The organism is Arthrobacter sp. AD-310, from assembly GCF_054656615.1.
Map to the genome: position 1 here is coordinate 145509 of NZ_BAAHNO010000003.1, position 15312 is coordinate 160820.

Annotated in this window: 21 protein-coding genes and 1 pseudogene; 17 read left to right on the plus strand and 5 right to left on the minus strand. The window is 67.5% G+C overall.

Annotated elements, in window-relative coordinates:
* Positions 1–261 precede the first annotated feature (261 nt).
* Positions 262–639, minus strand: coding sequence for an ArsR/SmtB family transcription factor (locus ACYQ1Z_RS01860; protein WP_459790681.1), 378 nt, complete (start codon positions 637–639; stop codon positions 262–264).
* A gap of 602 nt (positions 640–1241) precedes the next feature.
* On the opposite strand from ACYQ1Z_RS01860, the gene ACYQ1Z_RS01865 reads away from it, so the two are divergent.
* From ACYQ1Z_RS01865 to ACYQ1Z_RS01890, 6 genes are all read left to right on the plus strand, one after another.
* Positions 1242–1976: a GAF and ANTAR domain-containing protein gene (locus ACYQ1Z_RS01865; protein ID WP_459790682.1), complete on the plus strand. Its 735-nt coding sequence runs from the start codon at positions 1242–1244 to the stop codon at positions 1974–1976.
* Between the two features lie 58 nt (positions 1977–2034).
* The gene (locus ACYQ1Z_RS01870) at positions 2035–2751 is read left to right on the plus strand and encodes a GAF and ANTAR domain-containing protein (RefSeq protein WP_459790683.1); all 717 of its coding nucleotides are present in this window, start codon (positions 2035–2037) and stop codon (positions 2749–2751) included.
* A gap of 8 nt (positions 2752–2759) precedes the next feature.
* The gene (locus ACYQ1Z_RS01875; protein WP_459790685.1) at positions 2760–3077 is read left to right on the plus strand and encodes a hypothetical protein; all 318 of its coding nucleotides are present in this window, start codon (positions 2760–2762) and stop codon (positions 3075–3077) included.
* Between the two features lie 193 nt (positions 3078–3270).
* Positions 3271–4074 carry a GAF and ANTAR domain-containing protein gene (locus ACYQ1Z_RS01880; protein ID WP_459790686.1) on the plus strand — a complete coding sequence of 268 codons (804 nt, stop codon included), beginning with the start codon at positions 3271–3273 and terminating at the stop codon, positions 4072–4074.
* Positions 4075–4099: 25 nt separating this feature from the next.
* The gene (locus ACYQ1Z_RS01885; RefSeq protein ID WP_459790687.1) at positions 4100–4504 is read left to right on the plus strand and encodes an Hpt domain-containing protein; all 405 of its coding nucleotides are present in this window, start codon (positions 4100–4102) and stop codon (positions 4502–4504) included.
* Positions 4505–4567: 63 nt separating this feature from the next.
* Positions 4568–5563: a hypothetical protein gene (locus ACYQ1Z_RS01890; RefSeq protein ID WP_459790689.1), complete on the plus strand. Its 996-nt coding sequence runs from the start codon at positions 4568–4570 to the stop codon at positions 5561–5563.
* Here ACYQ1Z_RS01890 and ACYQ1Z_RS01895 read toward each other — a convergent pair.
* Positions 5514–6014, minus strand: coding sequence for an SRPBCC family protein (locus ACYQ1Z_RS01895; RefSeq protein WP_459790691.1), 501 nt, complete (start codon positions 6012–6014; stop codon positions 5514–5516). The genes ACYQ1Z_RS01890 and ACYQ1Z_RS01895 overlap by 50 nt on opposite strands.
* Before the next feature lie 281 nt (positions 6015–6295).
* Here ACYQ1Z_RS01895 and ACYQ1Z_RS01900 point away from each other — a divergent pair, with 281 nt between their 5' ends.
* Positions 6296–6604 carry a DUF3040 domain-containing protein gene (locus ACYQ1Z_RS01900; protein ID WP_459790692.1) on the plus strand — a complete coding sequence of 103 codons (309 nt, stop codon included), beginning with the start codon at positions 6296–6298 and terminating at the stop codon, positions 6602–6604.
* A 27-nt stretch (positions 6605–6631) separates the two neighbouring features.
* Here the strand turns inward: ACYQ1Z_RS01900 and ACYQ1Z_RS01905 are convergent, their stop codons facing one another.
* A complete protein-coding gene (locus tag ACYQ1Z_RS01905; RefSeq protein ID WP_459790694.1) occupies positions 6632–7048 on the minus strand; it encodes a DUF302 domain-containing protein in 417 nt (138 codons plus the stop codon).
* Between the two features lie 50 nt (positions 7049–7098).
* Positions 7099–7356 carry a metal-sensitive transcriptional regulator gene (locus ACYQ1Z_RS01910; RefSeq protein ID WP_459790695.1) on the minus strand — a complete coding sequence of 86 codons (258 nt, stop codon included), beginning with the start codon at positions 7354–7356 and terminating at the stop codon, positions 7099–7101.
* 124 nt (positions 7357–7480) lie between these two features.
* Between ACYQ1Z_RS01910 and ACYQ1Z_RS01915 the strand changes: the two genes are divergently transcribed.
* The 10 genes from ACYQ1Z_RS01915 (at position 7481) to ACYQ1Z_RS01960 (ending at position 14897) form a co-directional block, all read left to right on the plus strand.
* Positions 7481–8104 (plus strand): rhodanese-like domain-containing protein, encoded by a 624-nt coding sequence (locus ACYQ1Z_RS01915; RefSeq protein ID WP_459790696.1) that lies wholly within the window; start codon positions 7481–7483, stop codon positions 8102–8104.
* Entirely contained in the window at positions 8101–9000 is a 900-nt protein-coding gene (locus ACYQ1Z_RS01920; protein WP_459790698.1) for a sulfite exporter TauE/SafE family protein, read from the plus strand. The genes ACYQ1Z_RS01915 and ACYQ1Z_RS01920 overlap by 4 nt, the downstream gene beginning before the upstream one ends.
* Positions 9001–9028: 28 nt before the next feature.
* Entirely contained in the window at positions 9029–9325 is a 297-nt protein-coding gene (locus ACYQ1Z_RS01925) for a rhodanese-like domain-containing protein (protein WP_459790699.1), read from the plus strand.
* 44 nt (positions 9326–9369) lie between these two features.
* Positions 9370–9732 (plus strand): thioredoxin family protein, encoded by a 363-nt coding sequence (locus ACYQ1Z_RS01930; protein WP_459790700.1) that lies wholly within the window; start codon positions 9370–9372, stop codon positions 9730–9732.
* A gap of 112 nt (positions 9733–9844) precedes the next feature.
* Positions 9845–11245 carry an MBL fold metallo-hydrolase gene (locus tag ACYQ1Z_RS01935; protein ID WP_459790702.1) on the plus strand — a complete coding sequence of 467 codons (1401 nt, stop codon included), beginning with the start codon at positions 9845–9847 and terminating at the stop codon, positions 11243–11245.
* 122 nt (positions 11246–11367) lie between these two features.
* Positions 11368–12642 carry an MFS transporter gene (locus tag ACYQ1Z_RS01940; protein WP_459790704.1) on the plus strand — a complete coding sequence of 425 codons (1275 nt, stop codon included), beginning with the start codon at positions 11368–11370 and terminating at the stop codon, positions 12640–12642.
* A gap of 84 nt (positions 12643–12726) precedes the next feature.
* Positions 12727–12993 carry an SHOCT domain-containing protein gene (locus ACYQ1Z_RS01945; RefSeq protein ID WP_459790706.1) on the plus strand — a complete coding sequence of 89 codons (267 nt, stop codon included), beginning with the start codon at positions 12727–12729 and terminating at the stop codon, positions 12991–12993.
* Positions 12993–14471 (plus strand): multicopper oxidase family protein, encoded by a 1479-nt coding sequence (locus ACYQ1Z_RS01950; protein ID WP_459790707.1) that lies wholly within the window; start codon positions 12993–12995, stop codon positions 14469–14471. Before ACYQ1Z_RS01945 ends, ACYQ1Z_RS01950 begins: the two co-directional genes overlap by 1 nt.
* 17 nt (positions 14472–14488) lie before the next feature.
* A complete protein-coding gene (locus tag ACYQ1Z_RS01955; RefSeq protein WP_459790709.1) occupies positions 14489–14641 on the plus strand; it encodes an LPXTG cell wall anchor domain-containing protein in 153 nt (50 codons plus the stop codon).
* 55 nt (positions 14642–14696) lie between these two features.
* Positions 14697–14897: a DUF2795 domain-containing protein gene (locus ACYQ1Z_RS01960; RefSeq protein ID WP_459790710.1), complete on the plus strand. Its 201-nt coding sequence runs from the start codon at positions 14697–14699 to the stop codon at positions 14895–14897.
* 33 nt (positions 14898–14930) lie between these two features.
* Here ACYQ1Z_RS01960 and ACYQ1Z_RS01965 read toward each other — a convergent pair.
* Positions 14931–15312: pseudogene (locus ACYQ1Z_RS01965) on the minus strand (ABC transporter permease); the annotation flags it as partial.

The following is a 15312-nucleotide window of genomic DNA, read 5'->3' on the forward strand; positions in this document are numbered from 1 at the left end:
AAACCGCGCAAGGGAACAGTCGACGGCGGCTGTGGGCAAATGGGGCATCACGCGATTTCCCTTCAAATCTCACATTCGTGGACGATCACATGCACCCGGAGCAGGGACGTAAAACGGCGAGCCCCGACCTTCAGCATGGAGCACCTTTGAAGTAGTAAGGCTGCTTAGCATTAGATCACACCGGCGCCGAAGAAACTACTTCTCAGTATGCGGAGGCCCCATCACTGCAGCCGCGGCCCCGTTCCACCGCGCACCCCACATTCAGGAGTGCACGGGTTCGCCCGTGAGGCGGTGGTCCGTGTGGTTGATGGTTTCCCGGATCAGCCGGACCAGGTGCCCGTCATGCAGCGAGTAGATGATGTGGCGGCCGCTCTTTCGGGTGTCCACCAGTCCGCTCAGCCGGAGTTTGGCCAGGTGCTGGCTGACCACGGTCCGCGGCACGGTGGCGGCAGTGGTGAGCTCCGTGACGGTCCTGGGCCCGTGGGCGAGCTGCCACAGCAGATGCAGCCGCGTGGGCTCCGCCAGCATGCGAAGGGTCCCGGCCGCCGCCTCCAATAGCTGCTGCGTCACGGCCACATCGTGGACGAGCGAAGGCTGCCCCGTTTCGCTGGCTGCGTGCTCCGGCTTTTTCCTGTCCATTCAGTCCCCAAACTGATTCATTCCCGACGGCTGGGCGGGCACCCGCAGGGCGGAATAGCTCCTGCGCCCCCTATCATCGCAAGAATCACCAGCACCGGCGAAGCGCCTCTGCGCCGCGTGCCGCCCGCTGACCTGCGGCGATTCCGCCCTCCCGCAGGTTGAGTACACATGTGCATCTCCATGCACTACTGTGGAACGGGTGTCCGGGCGGCATCCCCCAAAGCCGTCCGGACACCTTTTCCCGCCTGCCGCCTGCACGCGCTTCCGTCCATGAGGAAGCGGCCCATTGAAGATGCGGCGCGGCGCCCCTTCGCTTTCGCACCACCGGCGCCCGCCGCCGTCGTGCCTTCCTGCCGGCCCCATCGCCCAGCGCTCCGGGTCTAACAGGCACGACGGTGCGTCCCGGCCCCGGTCCCCGGCACGCCCAGGAAAAGCGGCCCGCCACGTCCGATGTATCTGGAGCCGGGGAGCGGCCTCAAGACTAGTATTTTGAAGAGAGGCAAAATGGCGGCCTGGGATGTGCGGGCCGGGACGGCAACATGAACGGCGGCGGCAGGACTGGACGCCACCTTGGCAGTCAGGAGCACAGGGCGAACAGCGAAATGACGGACGCGCGGAGCGACGAGTTGATCGACGTCCTTCTCGACACACCGGATATGGCAGTTTTCCTGCAACAGCTGGTGGAACTCTCAAGCCGCGAACTTGGGCAACCGCACTGCAGCATCACTGTGTGGCGGAAACGCAGGCCCGTCACCGTCAACAGCACCGATCCCCAGACGGCTGCCCTGGACGAGATCCAGTACGGGTTCAAAAAGGGGCCCTGCCTGGAGGCCCTCCACAGTCAGCAGGTCGTAGAGGTTGTGGATTTCCGTTCCGAGACGCGCTGGCCGGAATACGTCCGGGCCATGGCCGACAACCCAATCCGCTCCGTCCTGGCCGTTCCCATCGCCCTGAAGTCGGAGGGAGCCGCCGCGCTCAACTGCTACAGCGAATCTCCCGGCCCCATACCCGACGAGGCGAGGGCAGCACTCCTGGCATTCACATCAACGGCTGCACGTGCGGTAAGCCTCAGCGTGAAAATGCAGGCGCAGGAGGAAAAATCAGCGGACCTTGAGGCCGCCCTGGAGTCCCGGACGGCCATCGACCTTGCGGCAGGTGTCATCATGGCGCAGACCGGGTGCAGCCAGGAACAGGCCGTGGACATCCTTGTGAAGGCATCCAACAACCGCAACGAGAAGCTGCGGGACGTTGCCCTCTCCGTCCTCCAACGCTTTAACGGCACCACCCCGTCCACCCATTTCGACAACCCGTCGCTAATCCGGAGGCGGCAGGCGTGACACCAGCAGGTTCCCCGGCAGCCGGGGCAATCCCGGAAATGACAGAGGCGGGTTAGCAATGGATAATTCCCTTCCCCTGGCCAACGAACTCGCTTCGTTGACCAACCGGCCGGCACGCGGCTTCCTCACGGAAGAGAACGCGGCCAAAGCCGTGCAGTCCCTGGCATATGTCCTCAAGGAGTCAGTGCCCAACGCTGCAGGGGCCGGCGCTTCGATCATCAACACCCGGGGACGCCGGGAAAGTGCCGGCGCAACGGATCCGGTGGTTCTCCAGGCGGACCGGCTGCAGTATGAGCTCGGCCAGGGGCCCTGCCTGACCTCCTGGGCTGAGCAGCGCGCGGTGATCGTCACGGACACCAGGGCCGAAACCCGTTGGCCGGAGTGGACGGCAGCCGTGGCGGACCTGCCCCTCCGCTCCGTGCTCAGCGCCCCCCTCACAACCGACGGAAGGCACATTGGAGCCCTCAAGGTCTACTCGCCCTCCGCCCACGCCTTCGATGACCACACCGTCTTCCTCATCGAGCGGCTTGCCGGCCCTGCCGCGGTCCTGCTGGGCAACGCCCAGGACAGGGAAGCCACCCAGCGCCTGAGCTCCCAGCTGGTGGACGCCCTGGCCAACCGCGACATGATTGCACGCGCCGAAGGTGTGCTGGCCGAGCGCATGCGCATCACCCCGCGTGAGGCCTTCGGCGTCATGCTGGCTTCGTCCCGGGCTGAACACAAGCCCCTTCATGAAGTGGCAGGGGACATAGTCAACGGAATAACGGAGCAGTAGGAGCGCCGGTGGAGGCCTTCGAAGACCCCGAAAAGCAAGCACAGGCAACGCGGCAGGCAATGGACGAGGCGGGGCTGCCGCTGCACATCGTCTGGATGCGGTATTTCAGTTTTACCGGCAGCGCCGGCGAGTACGAGGTTGACGCCTACCTGAACGGCTCCTTGAAACTGCCGGCCCACGAACGTGACCTTGTGTCGCACGCCGTCAACGAACTGATCAAGGAACTGCCCCCTCCACGGATGGCACCGTACAGCAGCAACGGGGTCACACCTGTCCTTCCTCTTGATCCTGCCCAGGAAGACGGCAATTCCTCCTCTGAGCGGTAACCCTGCCCACCCACCTTCCGGGCCGCCGTCGTGCGTTGCTGCCTGGCCCTGGAACAGCGCGAAGCCGGTGCGGGTACCGGGGGGATAGCAAACTCGAGTACCTGCTACTCGTGCCCTCCCCTGCCCCGCGCCGTAGCGTCAGAACCAGGCTCCGCAGGGGAGCCTTACTGTCTACAGGGGGCAGGTCCGGGGTATGGAGTTGCGGGCGCAGAGTGCGCACCACCAGGCAGGGTACGACGACGGCCCGGCAGCCTGGAGCCGCGCCCTGCGTCCCAGCGTGCACGCCCCAGCTCCGCCGGGCGTCCTGCTCGACTTCCGCGCCGGCAGCCGCGAGGAGTCCCTCACACTCCTGGTCCGGTCCGCCCCGCGCGCCCTCGCCGACGTGGCCGGGTGCGCCCTTGACTACGCGGTGACACTCCCCCGCCAGTACCAGGGATCCCTGGTGCGGGGAACCAGCGACACCGCGGTGGCCTCCGTCCACGATGATGAGGACCGGGGTGAAGGGCCCGTCTGCCAGGCCCTCGCCGGCCAGGTGGCGGTCATCGCCAACAGCTATGTGGCGGACCCGCGCTGGCCCGCGTACTGGCGGGCCCTCCGGCGGGCGGGCTACCGCTCGGAGGCGTCAGTACCGATCCCCCTGGCGCCGGGGCACTTCGCTGCACTCACACTGTTGTCCCGCGCGGACAACGTCTTCACCGGGTCCGTCGTCGCCGCGGCCGCGTCATTCAGCAGAAGGGCAGGCACCAGCTATGCGATGGCAGAGGAGCTTCGCACCGCACAGGCTTTGGCAGGCCAACTCGCTTCGGCGCTGGAAACCCGCACTTCGATCGACCTGGCGTGCGGCATCATCATGGCGCAGAACTTTTGCTCCTACGAGGATGCATTTGCCATCCTGGCCAAAGCCTCCAGCCACCGGAACGTCAAACTCCGGCTGGTGGCCGAAAAGATCCTGGCGAACATGCCAGGCGGGTCCCCCGGCAGCTTCTTCCCGTTATGAGCGAGGGTCTTGTGGGGTGGCGGCCATGACGGAGGGCAGCGGGCAGGACCTGCCCCTGCTGGACAGTTCCGTGCTGGACCGGCTGCGGGAGGACCTTGAAGACGACGACAGCATCTGGCGTGTGTTCGTCCGGGATTTTCTGGCTGAGCTGCCCCGGCGCATGCAGAACATCCGCCAGACCTTCACCAGCGGCGACCCCGTCGGCGCCCTGGACGCCGTGCTGAGCCTGCGCACCTCCAGTCAGATGGTCGGCGCCGAGCGGCTGGCGGGCCTGGCTTTCAACCTGGAGCAATCCGTGCGCGAGGAAACCCGCAGTGCCGACCCCGCGGAGGCGCTCCCGGTCCTGGCCGCCGCCCACCTGCGCCAGCTCCAGCGGTGCGCCCAGCAGACCACCAACGTCCTGGAGGCGCACCTGCGGCGGAAAGACTGACCTACGTTCCCGTAACGCGGGAGTAACGCCTGCCGTGGTGTGCTCGGGGCGGGAGGCGGAAACGTGGCCCCTAAACGCAAACCGAAACCAAAGGCCCCCTGGTACAAGCGCCCGCAGGTGCTCATCCTCAGTGCGGGAGCCTTGGCGGCTGCGATCCTGGGCGTCATCAACCTCTGGGAGAAGGTGTTCCCGCCACCGGATGCTGACATCGCCACCATCGAATCCGTCCACATCATCAGGCGCACGCCGCTGTCCGGCTTTACCTCCGGCGGGATCGGCAAGGACCTCGCCCTGGAGCCGGTGGCGCAACAGGCTGCCATCGGCAGCCCGGGAACCATGGTGCCGGTGAAACCGCAGTTGTCGCCGCTGCCCAAGCCGGGTCCGCTGCCGACGTTCACGTTCAGTCCGTCACCAACACTGACGACGACGACGGCGCCGCCCGACACCCCGACGCCCACCTCCTCCACGCAGACAGGCAGTCCGTCCCCCTCCATCAGTCCCCCACCCACCCCGAGCCCGACTTTTGCGACCCTGCGGCCGGAAGTGCTCTCCGGGCTGTCAGCCATTTCGGATGAGTACGTTGAGTCCGTGGCGGACCAGGAGGTCATGCTGGACTACACGGAACCGGCCCGGACGTTCACCGCCCGGTCGCTGGTCATCGAGGCCGTGGACGACGCCGGCACGCCGCTTCCGCCCGAACAGGTGGCCGTGGAACTGGCACAGGCGCTGGAGAGGGTGGAAACCACGCCAGGGCCGGACGGGAAGGATCCGCTGGGCTGGGCCATGGCCGTCCGGCTCGACCTCGAGGGTCTGGCCCAGGTTCCCCTGCTCCTGACCTGGTCCTTGGACGGGCTGGATGTCCCGGACACCTGGAAGGCGGAGAACCTGGCGTACCGGGTGGTGGGCGCCACCCCGCATGACGCCGGGGTCGCCGAGATTTGGGTGCCCGACCTCAAAGGCACCGGCGCCTACAACGTGAACATCAAGCTGGCGTACGAATCGAGCGGCCTCATCGCGGACCTGGAGCCGCTGAACCTGGATGATCCTGGCGCTGGGTGATCCCGGCGCGCCGGGCGGCTGTCTCGACCGCCAGCAGCATGTCCTCGAAGCTCTTGGCCAGCATCCTGTCGATGGCGGGGCCGGTGAGCCGGCCGAGCGGCCCTCCCCGTGGCACGTACCGGTAGTCGAACGTCATGGCTGTCCCGCCGCCGTCGGGCTCGAGCACCAGCCTGGACTTTGCCTTCCGGAACGGCACGAGCGCGGAAGGCTGGTTGATGGTTGCCAGGGTGCGGCCCGGTTCCCAGCCGGTGACCGTTTCCGTCATGGTGCCGACGGGGGCGAGGCGCACCTTCCGCCGGGCGCCGAGCCCGCCGGCCCGGGTGCCGATCGGTTCGGACCCTTTGAGGCCGTTCCAGACGTCGGCGAGGTGCGGGAAATCCTCCAGCACGGCCCAGAGGGAAGCGGGGGACGCGGCTGCGCGCCGGCTTACGGTGAGATGGCGTTCGGTCATGATCATCACTCCCGGCTGGAGGACCGTTCGCGCCGGATTCTTTGGGCGCGCAGCGAGTTTATACCCGGGCCGGGCCGGCAGTCACCAGCAATTTCCGCGGCCTGCGTTGGGGGCCGGGCGTCACGGGGACATCAAGAATTATCCGCCGCCGTTGCGAGTGGATAACACCGATTGTGCGCACACGGCCCCGGGCCTACCGTGATTACTGACGGGACCCGGGCTTCGGAACAAGCCGGCCCCTGCCCGGGGTCCCGCCGCCACAGCCGGAAAGATGTGAACACATGGCCCTCTCGGATGAGGAGCGCAGGCGCCTGGATGCGCTTGCCGAACAGTTGAGCGGCGAATACCCGCGCCTGGCGCGGAACCTGTCGGGCGGGAACGCCGTCCGCCAGCCTCCGCACCGGGTGACGTACGCGGTCCTGGCCATTTTGGCCGGCCTGGCACTGGTGATCATCGGGGTCAGCCTGCGCCAACCGGTGGTCGGGGTCCTCGGGTTCGCGCTGCAATGCGCCGGGGCCTACTGGTTCGCGGCCCGGCTGGGCCTGTTCAGCGGCTATGCCGGCTTCCGGGCGCGGTCCCACCACGGCTAACGTCCCGGAAGGGCTCCGGGGACACCCCTAGTTTGCCGGCCCGGCAAGGCCGGCGAGGGCCTTCCTCAGGCGGGCGCCGGCGTCGTCCGCCACGTCCTTGACTGACGGGGCGGCGCTGAGCTGGACCATGGTCTGGGGGTCGATGGCCTCAACCGTGGTCAGCACCGCATCCTTGCTCCGGCGAACCACCACATTGCACGGCAGCAGTGCACCGATCTCCGGTTCGGCGGCGAGTGCGCGGCTGGCCAGGGCCGGGTTGCAGGCCCCAAGGATGACGTAGTCGCCGACGGCGTCTGCCGCTTCAGCGCCGAGCTTGGTTTCGAAGGTTGAGCGGACGTCGATCTCCGTCAGGATTCCGAAGCCCTGCGCTGCCAAGGCGTCCCGGGTGCGGTCCAGGGCTTCGTTCCAGGGAAGGTCGACGGCGGTGGCGAGGGTGTACGTCATGGTTCTCCTTGGGCTGTGCGGCGGCTTGGATTGTTTGTCGGCGGGTGTGCTCAGGCGAGGGACAGGAAGAGTTTCTCCAGGTCCTTCTTGTCCATGGTTGCGTCCTTCTGGACGATGCACTGCTCCAGGCCGGTGGCAATCACGGCAAATCCTGCCCGGTCCAGGGCCTTTGAGACGGCAGCAAGCTGGGTGACCACGTCCTTGCAGTCCCGGCCTTCTTCCAGCATGCGGGTCACGGCGGCGAGCTGGCCCTGGGCGCGCTTCAAACGGTTGATGATGGGGCCGAGTTCTGAGGGGTTGAGTTCCACGGTGTCTCCAGGTGTCGATTGCTTGCAGTCCATCGTATACCCCCTCGGGTGTTTTTGACTACCCCAGGGGGTATCTGTAATACTCGGTGGGGTATCCAGCAGACCCACTTCCGAGAGGCCAGCAATGACTTCCCCTTCCACGGCACCGACCGTTACCGCACTCGCTCCCGAAACCCTCAAGTCCTGGTTCAAGGAGCATGAGGACCTCACCGTGATTGACGTCCGTTCCGCGGCCGAATTCGAGTCGCTGCACATCCGCGGCTCCTACAACGTGCCCCTGCCGCTGCTCTCCGAGCACACCGACGAGCTCGCCGCCCGCCTGGGATCCCGCGTGGTCCTGGTCTGCCAGTCCGGCGTCCGCGCCGAACAGGCCCGCCAGCGCCTGGCCAAGGCCGGGATCGACACCGCCTACGTCCTGACCGGCGGCGCACCCGGCTTTGCCACTGCCGGCGGCGATGTGGTCAAGGGCAAGGACCGTTGGGACCTGGAACGCCAGGTCCGCCTGGTGGCCGGATCCCTGGTGGTGCTGGGCCTGGCCGGCGGCAAGTTCGTCTCCCCGAAGATCCGCACCCTCGCCGGCGCGATCGGCACCGGCCTGACCTTCTCGGCAGCGACCAATACGTGCGCCATGGGCAAGGCCCTCGCGGCGATGCCGTGGAATAAGGCCGCCAAGGAGCCCACCCGCGAAAGCGCCATCCTTGCCCTGCCCGTCAACACCGAGGTGAACGCCGGGGCCAAGGCATCATGACCCCCACCCTGCTCCTGGTCCTTGCACTGTCAGTCGTCATAGGGCTCTCACTCGGCGTCCTCGGCGGCGGCGGATCCATCCTGACCGTGCCGATCCTGGTCTACGTGGCCGGGTTCGAGGCCAAGGAAGCCATTGCCGCGTCGCTCTTTGTCGTCGGCGTGACCTCTGTGGTCAGCGTGATCAGCCATGCACGCGGGGGCAGGGTGGTGTGGCGGACCGGCCTGGTCTTTGGTGCCGCCGGCATGGCGGGCGCGTTCGCCGGCGGCCTGTTGGGCGGGCATATTCCCGGCCAGATCCTGCTCATCGCCTTCGCCATCATGATGGTCGCCACCTCCCTGGCCATGCTGCGCGGGCGGAAAAAGAAGAACGACGACGGCGCGGCGCCCGTCAAGCACGAACTGCCCCTTGGGCGGGTACTGCTGGACGGCGCTGTGGTGGGACTCATCACCGGCCTGGTCGGCGCGGGCGGCGGGTTCCTGGTGGTTCCGGCCCTGGCCCTGCTGGGCGGCCTGCCCATGTCCGTCGCAGTCGGCACCTCACTGGTGGTTATTGCCATGAAGTCCTTCGCCGGACTTGCCGGCTACCTCACCACCGTTCAGCTCGACTGGGGCATCACCCTCGGTGTGACCGCCGCCGCGATCACCGGTTCCCTCATCGGAGCCAAACTCGCCGGCCGCATCCCCGAAACCGCCCTGCGCAAAGCCTTTGGCTGGTTCGTCCTGGCCATGGGCGCCTTCGTCCTCATCCAGCAGGCACCTGCCGACCTGCAATGGTTCATCGCAGCAGGCGTCGCAGCCCTCACCGCAGCCGCCGCCGGCATCTGCTGGTTCTTCATCAGCTCCTGCCCCCTGCGGAACAGCAGCGGCCGCCGCAGCAATATCCCCTCACCCGCCTGAATCCGCCATCAAGCAAGGAGAAACCAGCATGGCTGAAATCACCGTTACCGAAGCCGAAGAACGGCGCTCCACTGCCCGCATCCTCGACGTCCGCGAAGATTTCGAGGTGGCCGAGGGCATGATCCCCGGCGCCCTGCACATCCCCATGGGCCAGCTGCAGGCCCGCCTGTCCGAACTGGATCCGGCCGTGCCCGTCATCGCGGTCTGCCGCAGCGGCAACCGCAGCGCCGCCGTCGCCGACGCCCTCAACGGCGTTGGCTACACGGCGGACACCATGGCCGGCGGCATGACCGCCTGGACCCGCGCCGGACTCCCCACCGCCTGATCCCCAAAACCTGCCTCAAGCAACCCGAAAGGACACAGAAGACAATGGCAACCATCGACGTCACCGGACAGAGCTTCGCCCAGACCCTGGAGGGCAACGACATTGTCTTCGTTGACTTCTGGGCAGCATGGTGCGGCCCCTGCCGCCAATTCGCCCCGACCTACGGCGCCGCCGCCGAACGGCACCCGGACATCACCTTCGCCAAGGTGGACACCGAAGCAGAACAGGCCCTCGCCGCCGCAGCGAACATCACCTCGATCCCCACGCTGATGGCTTTCAAGGACAAGACCCTTGTTTTCTCCCAGCCCGGCGCCCTCAACGCCACCGGCCTCGAAGAAGTGATCCAGGCCGTGAAAAACCTCGACATGGACAAGGCCCGCGCCGAGGCCGGACACCAGCACAGCTGACTTCCTGCTACCCGAAATCAGTGCAAACGCCTCCTTGCGGGATACCCCCCGGGGTATATACACTGGTTTCAGAACACCCCCCACCCCCTTTCCAACCGAAGGAGCGCACCACATGCTTATCGAGCGCATTTACGACGAAGACCTCGCCCAGGCCAGCTACGTGATCGGCTGCCAGGCGAAGGGTGAAGCCATCGTGGTGGACGGCCGCCGCGACATCGCCGTGTACCAGGAGCTTGCCGCAAAGAACGGCATGAAGATCGTGGCTGTCACCGAGACCCACATCCACGCGGACTACCTTTCCGGTACCCGCGAGCTGGCTGCCGCCACCGGCGCCAAGATCTACGTCTCCGGCGAGGGCGGGCCGGACTGGCAGTACGAATTCGACGGCGAGCGCCTCTTCGACGGCGACACCATCAGCCTGGGCAACATCACCATCAAGGCTTTGCACACCCCGGGGCACACGCCCGAGCACCTGTCCTTCCTGGTGACCGACGGTGCGTTCAGCGACCAGCCCGGTTACCTGCTCTCGGGTGACTTCGTGTTCTCGGGCGACCTGGGCCGGCCCGACCTGCTGGATGAGGCTGCCGGCGGCGTTGACACCCGGTTCGAGGGTGCCAAGCAGCTGTTCGCCAGCCTGCGGGACAAGTTCCTCACCCTGCCCGACTACGTCCAGGTCCACCCTGCGCACGGTGCAGGCAGCGCCTGCGGCAAGGCACTCGGCGCCATCCCGTCCTCCACGGTCGGGTATGAGCGGCTCTACGCGTGGTGGGGCCCCTACCTCGCCGCGAACGACGAGCAGGGCTTCATCGACGAACTCCTCGACGGCCAGCCCGACGCCCACGCCTACTTCGGCCGGATGAAGCGCGAAAACCGCGAAGGCCCTGCCGTGATGGGTGAGCGGACGCCGTTGCCGGAACTTGCAACGGACATCGTTGCCGCGGGCCTGGCGGCGGACACCCTGACCTTTATCGACACCCGCCCCAACAACGAAGTCCACGAAGGCACAGTGGCCCGTTCGCTCAACGTCCCGGCCGGCAAGTCGGTGGCCAGCTACGGCGCGTGGGTGGTGAACCCGGAGACGGACAAGAACCCGCTGGTGCTCCTGGCCAACGACCAGGAACAGGCGATGGACATGTGGGACCACCTGGTCCGCGTGGGCATCGACAATGTGGCCGGCTACCTCACCACGATCGAGGGACTGCCCACCACCACCCCGAAGCTGATCCAGCCCGAGGAACTCGACGGCTTCGACGCCTCGATGGTGCTGGACGTCCGGAACAAGACCGAGCACAAGGCCGGGCATGTCCCGGGCTCGTACCAGCTCAGCGGCGGCCGCCTCATGTGGCACCTGGACGAACTGCCCGCCGGCGGCACGATCGTTAGCTACTGCCAGTCGGGCGTCCGGAACTCCGTTGCTGCCAGCGCCCTTCGCCGCGCCGGGTACGACGTCGTCGAACTCGATGGCAGCTACGCCGCCTGGAACTCCTGGAAGAACAGCGTCCCGGCAGCATAACCAGGAACACCCCAAGACCGCCCGGGCAGGACCCCCCTCCTGCCCGGGCACCCGCCCGGGCGCGTTGCCCCAAGCGCGCCCGGGCACCTTCACGCCCACCCACGATGATCGGAGCACCCTGCATGGCAAGCGAAAAGACGCCGGATGGCGCGGGTTCCATCCGGGCTGTCCTGGGGCTGCGGCAGAACCTGGCCCAGTTCATGCTGCTGGTGGCCGTCAACGCCCTCGTGGGCGGCACCCTCGGCCAGGAACGCACCGTGCTGCCGCTGCTCGCCGGGCAGGAATTCCACCTGGACCAGTACACCGCTGCGTTGACCTACATCCTGGCCTTCGGGCTGGCCAAAGCCGCCACCAACTACTTCGCCGGGACGCTCTCCGACCGCCACGGCCGCAAACCGGTCCTGGTCACCGGCTGGCTCATCGCCCTGCCGGTCCCGCTCCTGCTGATCGCCGCCCCGTCCTGGGGCTGGATCGTGGCAGCCAACGTCATTCTGGGCATCAGCCAAGGCCTGACCTGGTCCACCACGGTCATGATGAAAATGGACCTCGTCGGCCCGCAACGGCGCGGCCTGGCCATGGGCCTGAACGAAGCGGCCGGCTACCTCGGCGTCGCGGGCACCGCACTGGCCACCGGCTACATCGCCGAAACCTATGGGCTGCGCCCCGGCCCCTTCCTCCTCGGCGCCGTGTTCATCGCCGTCGGCCTGGGTCTGTCCGTCCTGGCCGTCCGGGAAACCCACCATCACGCCAAAACCGAAGCTGCTGCCCACGTTCCGGTCCACACCGGCAGCCACGCCGGGCTGGGCAACCGCGAAGTCTTCACCCTGACCAGCTTCCGCGACAGATCCCTGTCCTCCGTGAGCCAGGCAGGCCTGGTCAACAACCTCAATGACGGCCTGGCCTGGGGCCTGTTCCCGGTCCTGTTCGCCGCCGCAGGGCTCGGAATCGAACGCATCGGCATCCTGGCCGCCGCCTACCCGGCCGTCTGGGGCGCCGGGCAGCTGGTCACCGGGCCCCTTTCGGACCGGATCGGCCGGAAACCGCTGATCGCCGGCGGCATGCTCGTCCAGGCGGCGGCCCTGGCCTTGGTTGCCATCGGACAGGACTTCGGGACCTGGCTCACCGCCGTCATCATGCTCGGCGCCGGCACGGCCATGGTCTACCCCACGCTGCTCGCCGCCATCGGCGACGTCGCCCATCCCGTCTGGCGGGCCCGCTCGGTCGGGATTTACCGGCTGTGGCGTGACTCCGGTTTCGCCGCCGGCGCGCTGCTCTCGGGCCTCGTTGCCGATGCCTACGGCATCCCCGCGGCTGTCATGACGGTGGCCGCCCTTACCGCGGCTTCCGGGGTCCTGGTCGCCCTCCGCATGCGCGGAACCGACCACAACGCCCGTTGACACCGGCGGAAAGGACTTCGGACTCTACCGCTGGTGGCAACCGCCCCCGAGGATCGGAGTACGGACGGAAGAAAGGTGCCGGTGATGATGTGGGGCTACGGGCAGGGCATGTGGTGGATGTGGCTTTGGGGCCCCCTCCTGCTCATCGGGATCGCGCTGCTGGTGCTGCTGGCGGTCTGGGTGTCCCGCGGCGGCGTCCATGCAGGCCAGGGCGGCCAGTATGGCCACGGCCCCTACCCGCCCATGGGCGACAGCACAGCCAGGCGGATCCTCGATGAGCGCTTCGCGAGGGGTGAATTGACCGCGGACCAGTACCGCGAACAAGTCAAGGTGCTCAACGAGGGCCGCTAGTGCGCCCCATCAGCCGCCGCAACGCACTTCTGCTGGGCGGCCTGGGCGTCGCCGCCACGGCTGCCGGCGGTACCGGCCTGGCTTGGACGCTGACCGGGCAGGGCAACCCGGGCGCCCCTGCCCCGGCCGGTGGCACTGCCTTCAGCCAGCCGCCCGAGGAACGCAGTTCGGCCGGGCTGCTGCAGGTCCGGCTGACGGCTGCGCCCGGACCCGTCCGGCTGGCGGACCGGGAGGCCAACGCGCTCAGCTACAACGGCAGCATCCCCGGCCCCACCCTGCGCCTGAAGCCGGGCGACACCCTGAAAATCGCGCTTGCCAACAACCTGGCCCAGGCCACCAACCTGCACCTGCACGGCCTGCACGTTTCGCCGGAGGGCAACGGGGACAACGTCTTCGTCCACGTGGAGCCCGGCCGTTCATTCGACTATGAATACAGGCTCCCCAACGATCACCCGCCCGGCGTCTACTGGTACCACCCCCATGTCCACGGCACGGTGGCGGACCAGATCTTCGCCGGTCTCTTTGGGGCCATCATCGTCGAGGACCCCGTACCCGCCGGGGCCGGCACCGAACGCCTGCTGGTGGTGTCTGACACCGCCCTGGACGGCCTCGGAAGCATCAGTCCGGTGTCGGACATGGAACGGATGATGGGCCGCGAGGGCGGACTGGTCCTGGTCAACGGACAGCTCAGCCCCCGGTTTACGGCGCGGCCGGGCGAGCAGGAACGCTGGCGGATCCTCAACGCCTGCGTGTCCCGCTACCTCCGGCTGCGGCTGGACGGCCAGCAGCTGCAACTCCTGGGTATCGATTCCAACCGCGGGCAGGACCCGGAGGATGTCCAGGAGCTGGTCCTCGCTCCCGGCAACCGGGCCGATCTCCTGGTCACCACCCGGCCCGGCGAGTCCGTGCTGTTTGCGTCCCCGTACGACCGCGGAAGTATGGCCGGGATGATGGGCCGCGGTTTTGGCCGGCCCGCGCCCCAAGAAGACATCGGCGCCACAGCACTGGCAACTCTTAGTGTTTCCGGGGAAGCCGCCGTCCCACCTGCAGCCAGTCAACCGCGGGCTGCGCCCCGCGACCTGCGACAATCCGCGGTTGCGGCGCACCGCCAGTTCACCATGGACATGGGCATGGGGATGGGGATGGCCGGCGGCATGATGCGCTTCACCATCAATGGCCGGGAATACGACGCGGACAGGACGGACACCAGCGTCGCCGCCGGCAGCGTCGAGGAGTGGACGATCATCAATACCAGCCCCATGGACCACCCCTTCCACCTGCATGTCTGGCCCATGCAGGTCATGGAGGACGGGCGGCAGCCGGGTGCCCCCATGTGGCGCGACGTGGTCAACGTTCCGGCCAACGGGCGGGTCACCGTGCGGGTGGCGTTCGAGGGGTTCCGCGGCCGGTCCGTTTACCACTGCCACATCCTGGACCATGAGGACCTGGGCATGATGGGCGTGATTGACGTCCGGTGACAGGCTAGGATGCGGGAATGGGACTAATCATCACATTGCTTATTATCTGGCTGGTTCTGTCCGTCCTGGGCTTCGTCATCGAGGGGCTGCTGTGGCTGGCCGTCATCGGCCTGGTGCTTCTTGTTGCCACCGGAATCTGGGGCTGGCTGAAACGACGGGCCCGGACCTGAGCCGAACCACCGCTAAAGTCCTCCCGCACCCCCTGCTCTGAAAGGAACTTGCCCCATGGCCGACACCCCGAACCCCATCCAGATCCAGAAATTCCTCGGCGGCGTGGACTACCCGGCGAGCCGTGAGGCCCTGCTGTCCAACGCCAAGGACAAGGGCGCGGACGATAACGTGCTCCGCGCCCTTGAAGCCATCCCGGACCGCGAATACGACAGCCCCACAGCTGTCAGCTCCGCGATTTCCGACAGCAACTCCTAGCCCGCAGTCCCAACTGGCCCCCAGCGATATGGCTCAGGCCACCAGGTCACGCTCCCGCACCAGCCGGAGGGCTGCAGCCGACGCGGCAACGGCGACGGCGGCCATCAGCAGTGCGCCGCCGGCGTCGAAGTCCTCCACGGGCATGGCCGACGAATGCCGGAACGGGCTGAGGTCCTGAAGCCATACCGGCAGCCCCAGCAGCTCCCCGAACTGTCCCAGAACCAGCGCCGCGGCCAGCGCGGCCCACCCCACCGGAACGCTCCAGCGCGGAACCAGGGCAAACACCAGCACGGTCAGCGCGGGAAACACGAGTGCCGCCGGGACATGGGCCAGGGCGGCGGCAAGGACCTCGCCGGGTCCGCTGCCGCCCGCCTGCGACCAGGCGAGCACGGCGGCAGCCGACACACCCGCGGCG

Bases quoted from the DNA above. Each gene is read 5' to 3' on its own strand.
- ACYQ1Z_RS01900 (WP_459790692.1), top strand. From the start codon at position 6,296: ATGGCCCTCTCGGATGAGGAGCGCAGGCGCCTGGATGCGCTTGCCGAA.
- ACYQ1Z_RS01930 (WP_459790700.1), top strand. From the start codon at position 9,370: ATGGCAACCATCGACGTCACCGGACAGAGCTTCGCCCAGACCCTGGAG.
- ACYQ1Z_RS01915 (WP_459790696.1), top strand. From the start codon at position 7,481: ATGACTTCCCCTTCCACGGCACCGACCGTTACCGCACTCGCTCCCGAA.
- ACYQ1Z_RS01885 (WP_459790687.1), top strand. From the start codon at position 4,100: ATGACGGAGGGCAGCGGGCAGGACCTGCCCCTGCTGGACAGTTCCGTG.
- ACYQ1Z_RS01920 (WP_459790698.1), top strand. From the start codon at position 8,101: ATGACCCCCACCCTGCTCCTGGTCCTTGCACTGTCAGTCGTCATAGGG.
- ACYQ1Z_RS01935 (WP_459790702.1), top strand. From the start codon at position 9,845: ATGCTTATCGAGCGCATTTACGACGAAGACCTCGCCCAGGCCAGCTAC.
- ACYQ1Z_RS01945 (WP_459790706.1), top strand. From the start codon at position 12,727: ATGATGTGGGGCTACGGGCAGGGCATGTGGTGGATGTGGCTTTGGGGC.
- ACYQ1Z_RS01940 (WP_459790704.1), top strand. From the start codon at position 11,368: ATGGCAAGCGAAAAGACGCCGGATGGCGCGGGTTCCATCCGGGCTGTC.
- ACYQ1Z_RS01925 (WP_459790699.1), top strand. From the start codon at position 9,029: ATGGCTGAAATCACCGTTACCGAAGCCGAAGAACGGCGCTCCACTGCC.
- ACYQ1Z_RS01895 (WP_459790691.1), bottom strand. From the start codon at position 6,014: ATGACCGAACGCCATCTCACCGTAAGCCGGCGCGCAGCCGCGTCCCCC.
- ACYQ1Z_RS01905 (WP_459790694.1), bottom strand. From the start codon at position 7,048: ATGACGTACACCCTCGCCACCGCCGTCGACCTTCCCTGGAACGAAGCC.
- ACYQ1Z_RS01865 (WP_459790682.1), top strand. From the start codon at position 1,242: ATGACGGACGCGCGGAGCGACGAGTTGATCGACGTCCTTCTCGACACA.
- ACYQ1Z_RS01955 (WP_459790709.1), top strand. From the start codon at position 14,489: ATGGGACTAATCATCACATTGCTTATTATCTGGCTGGTTCTGTCCGTC.
- ACYQ1Z_RS01870 (WP_459790683.1), top strand. From the start codon at position 2,035: ATGGATAATTCCCTTCCCCTGGCCAACGAACTCGCTTCGTTGACCAAC.
- ACYQ1Z_RS01960 (WP_459790710.1), top strand. From the start codon at position 14,697: ATGGCCGACACCCCGAACCCCATCCAGATCCAGAAATTCCTCGGCGGC.
- ACYQ1Z_RS01880 (WP_459790686.1), top strand. From the start codon at position 3,271: ATGGAGTTGCGGGCGCAGAGTGCGCACCACCAGGCAGGGTACGACGAC.
- ACYQ1Z_RS01860 (WP_459790681.1), bottom strand. From the start codon at position 639: ATGGACAGGAAAAAGCCGGAGCACGCAGCCAGCGAAACGGGGCAGCCT.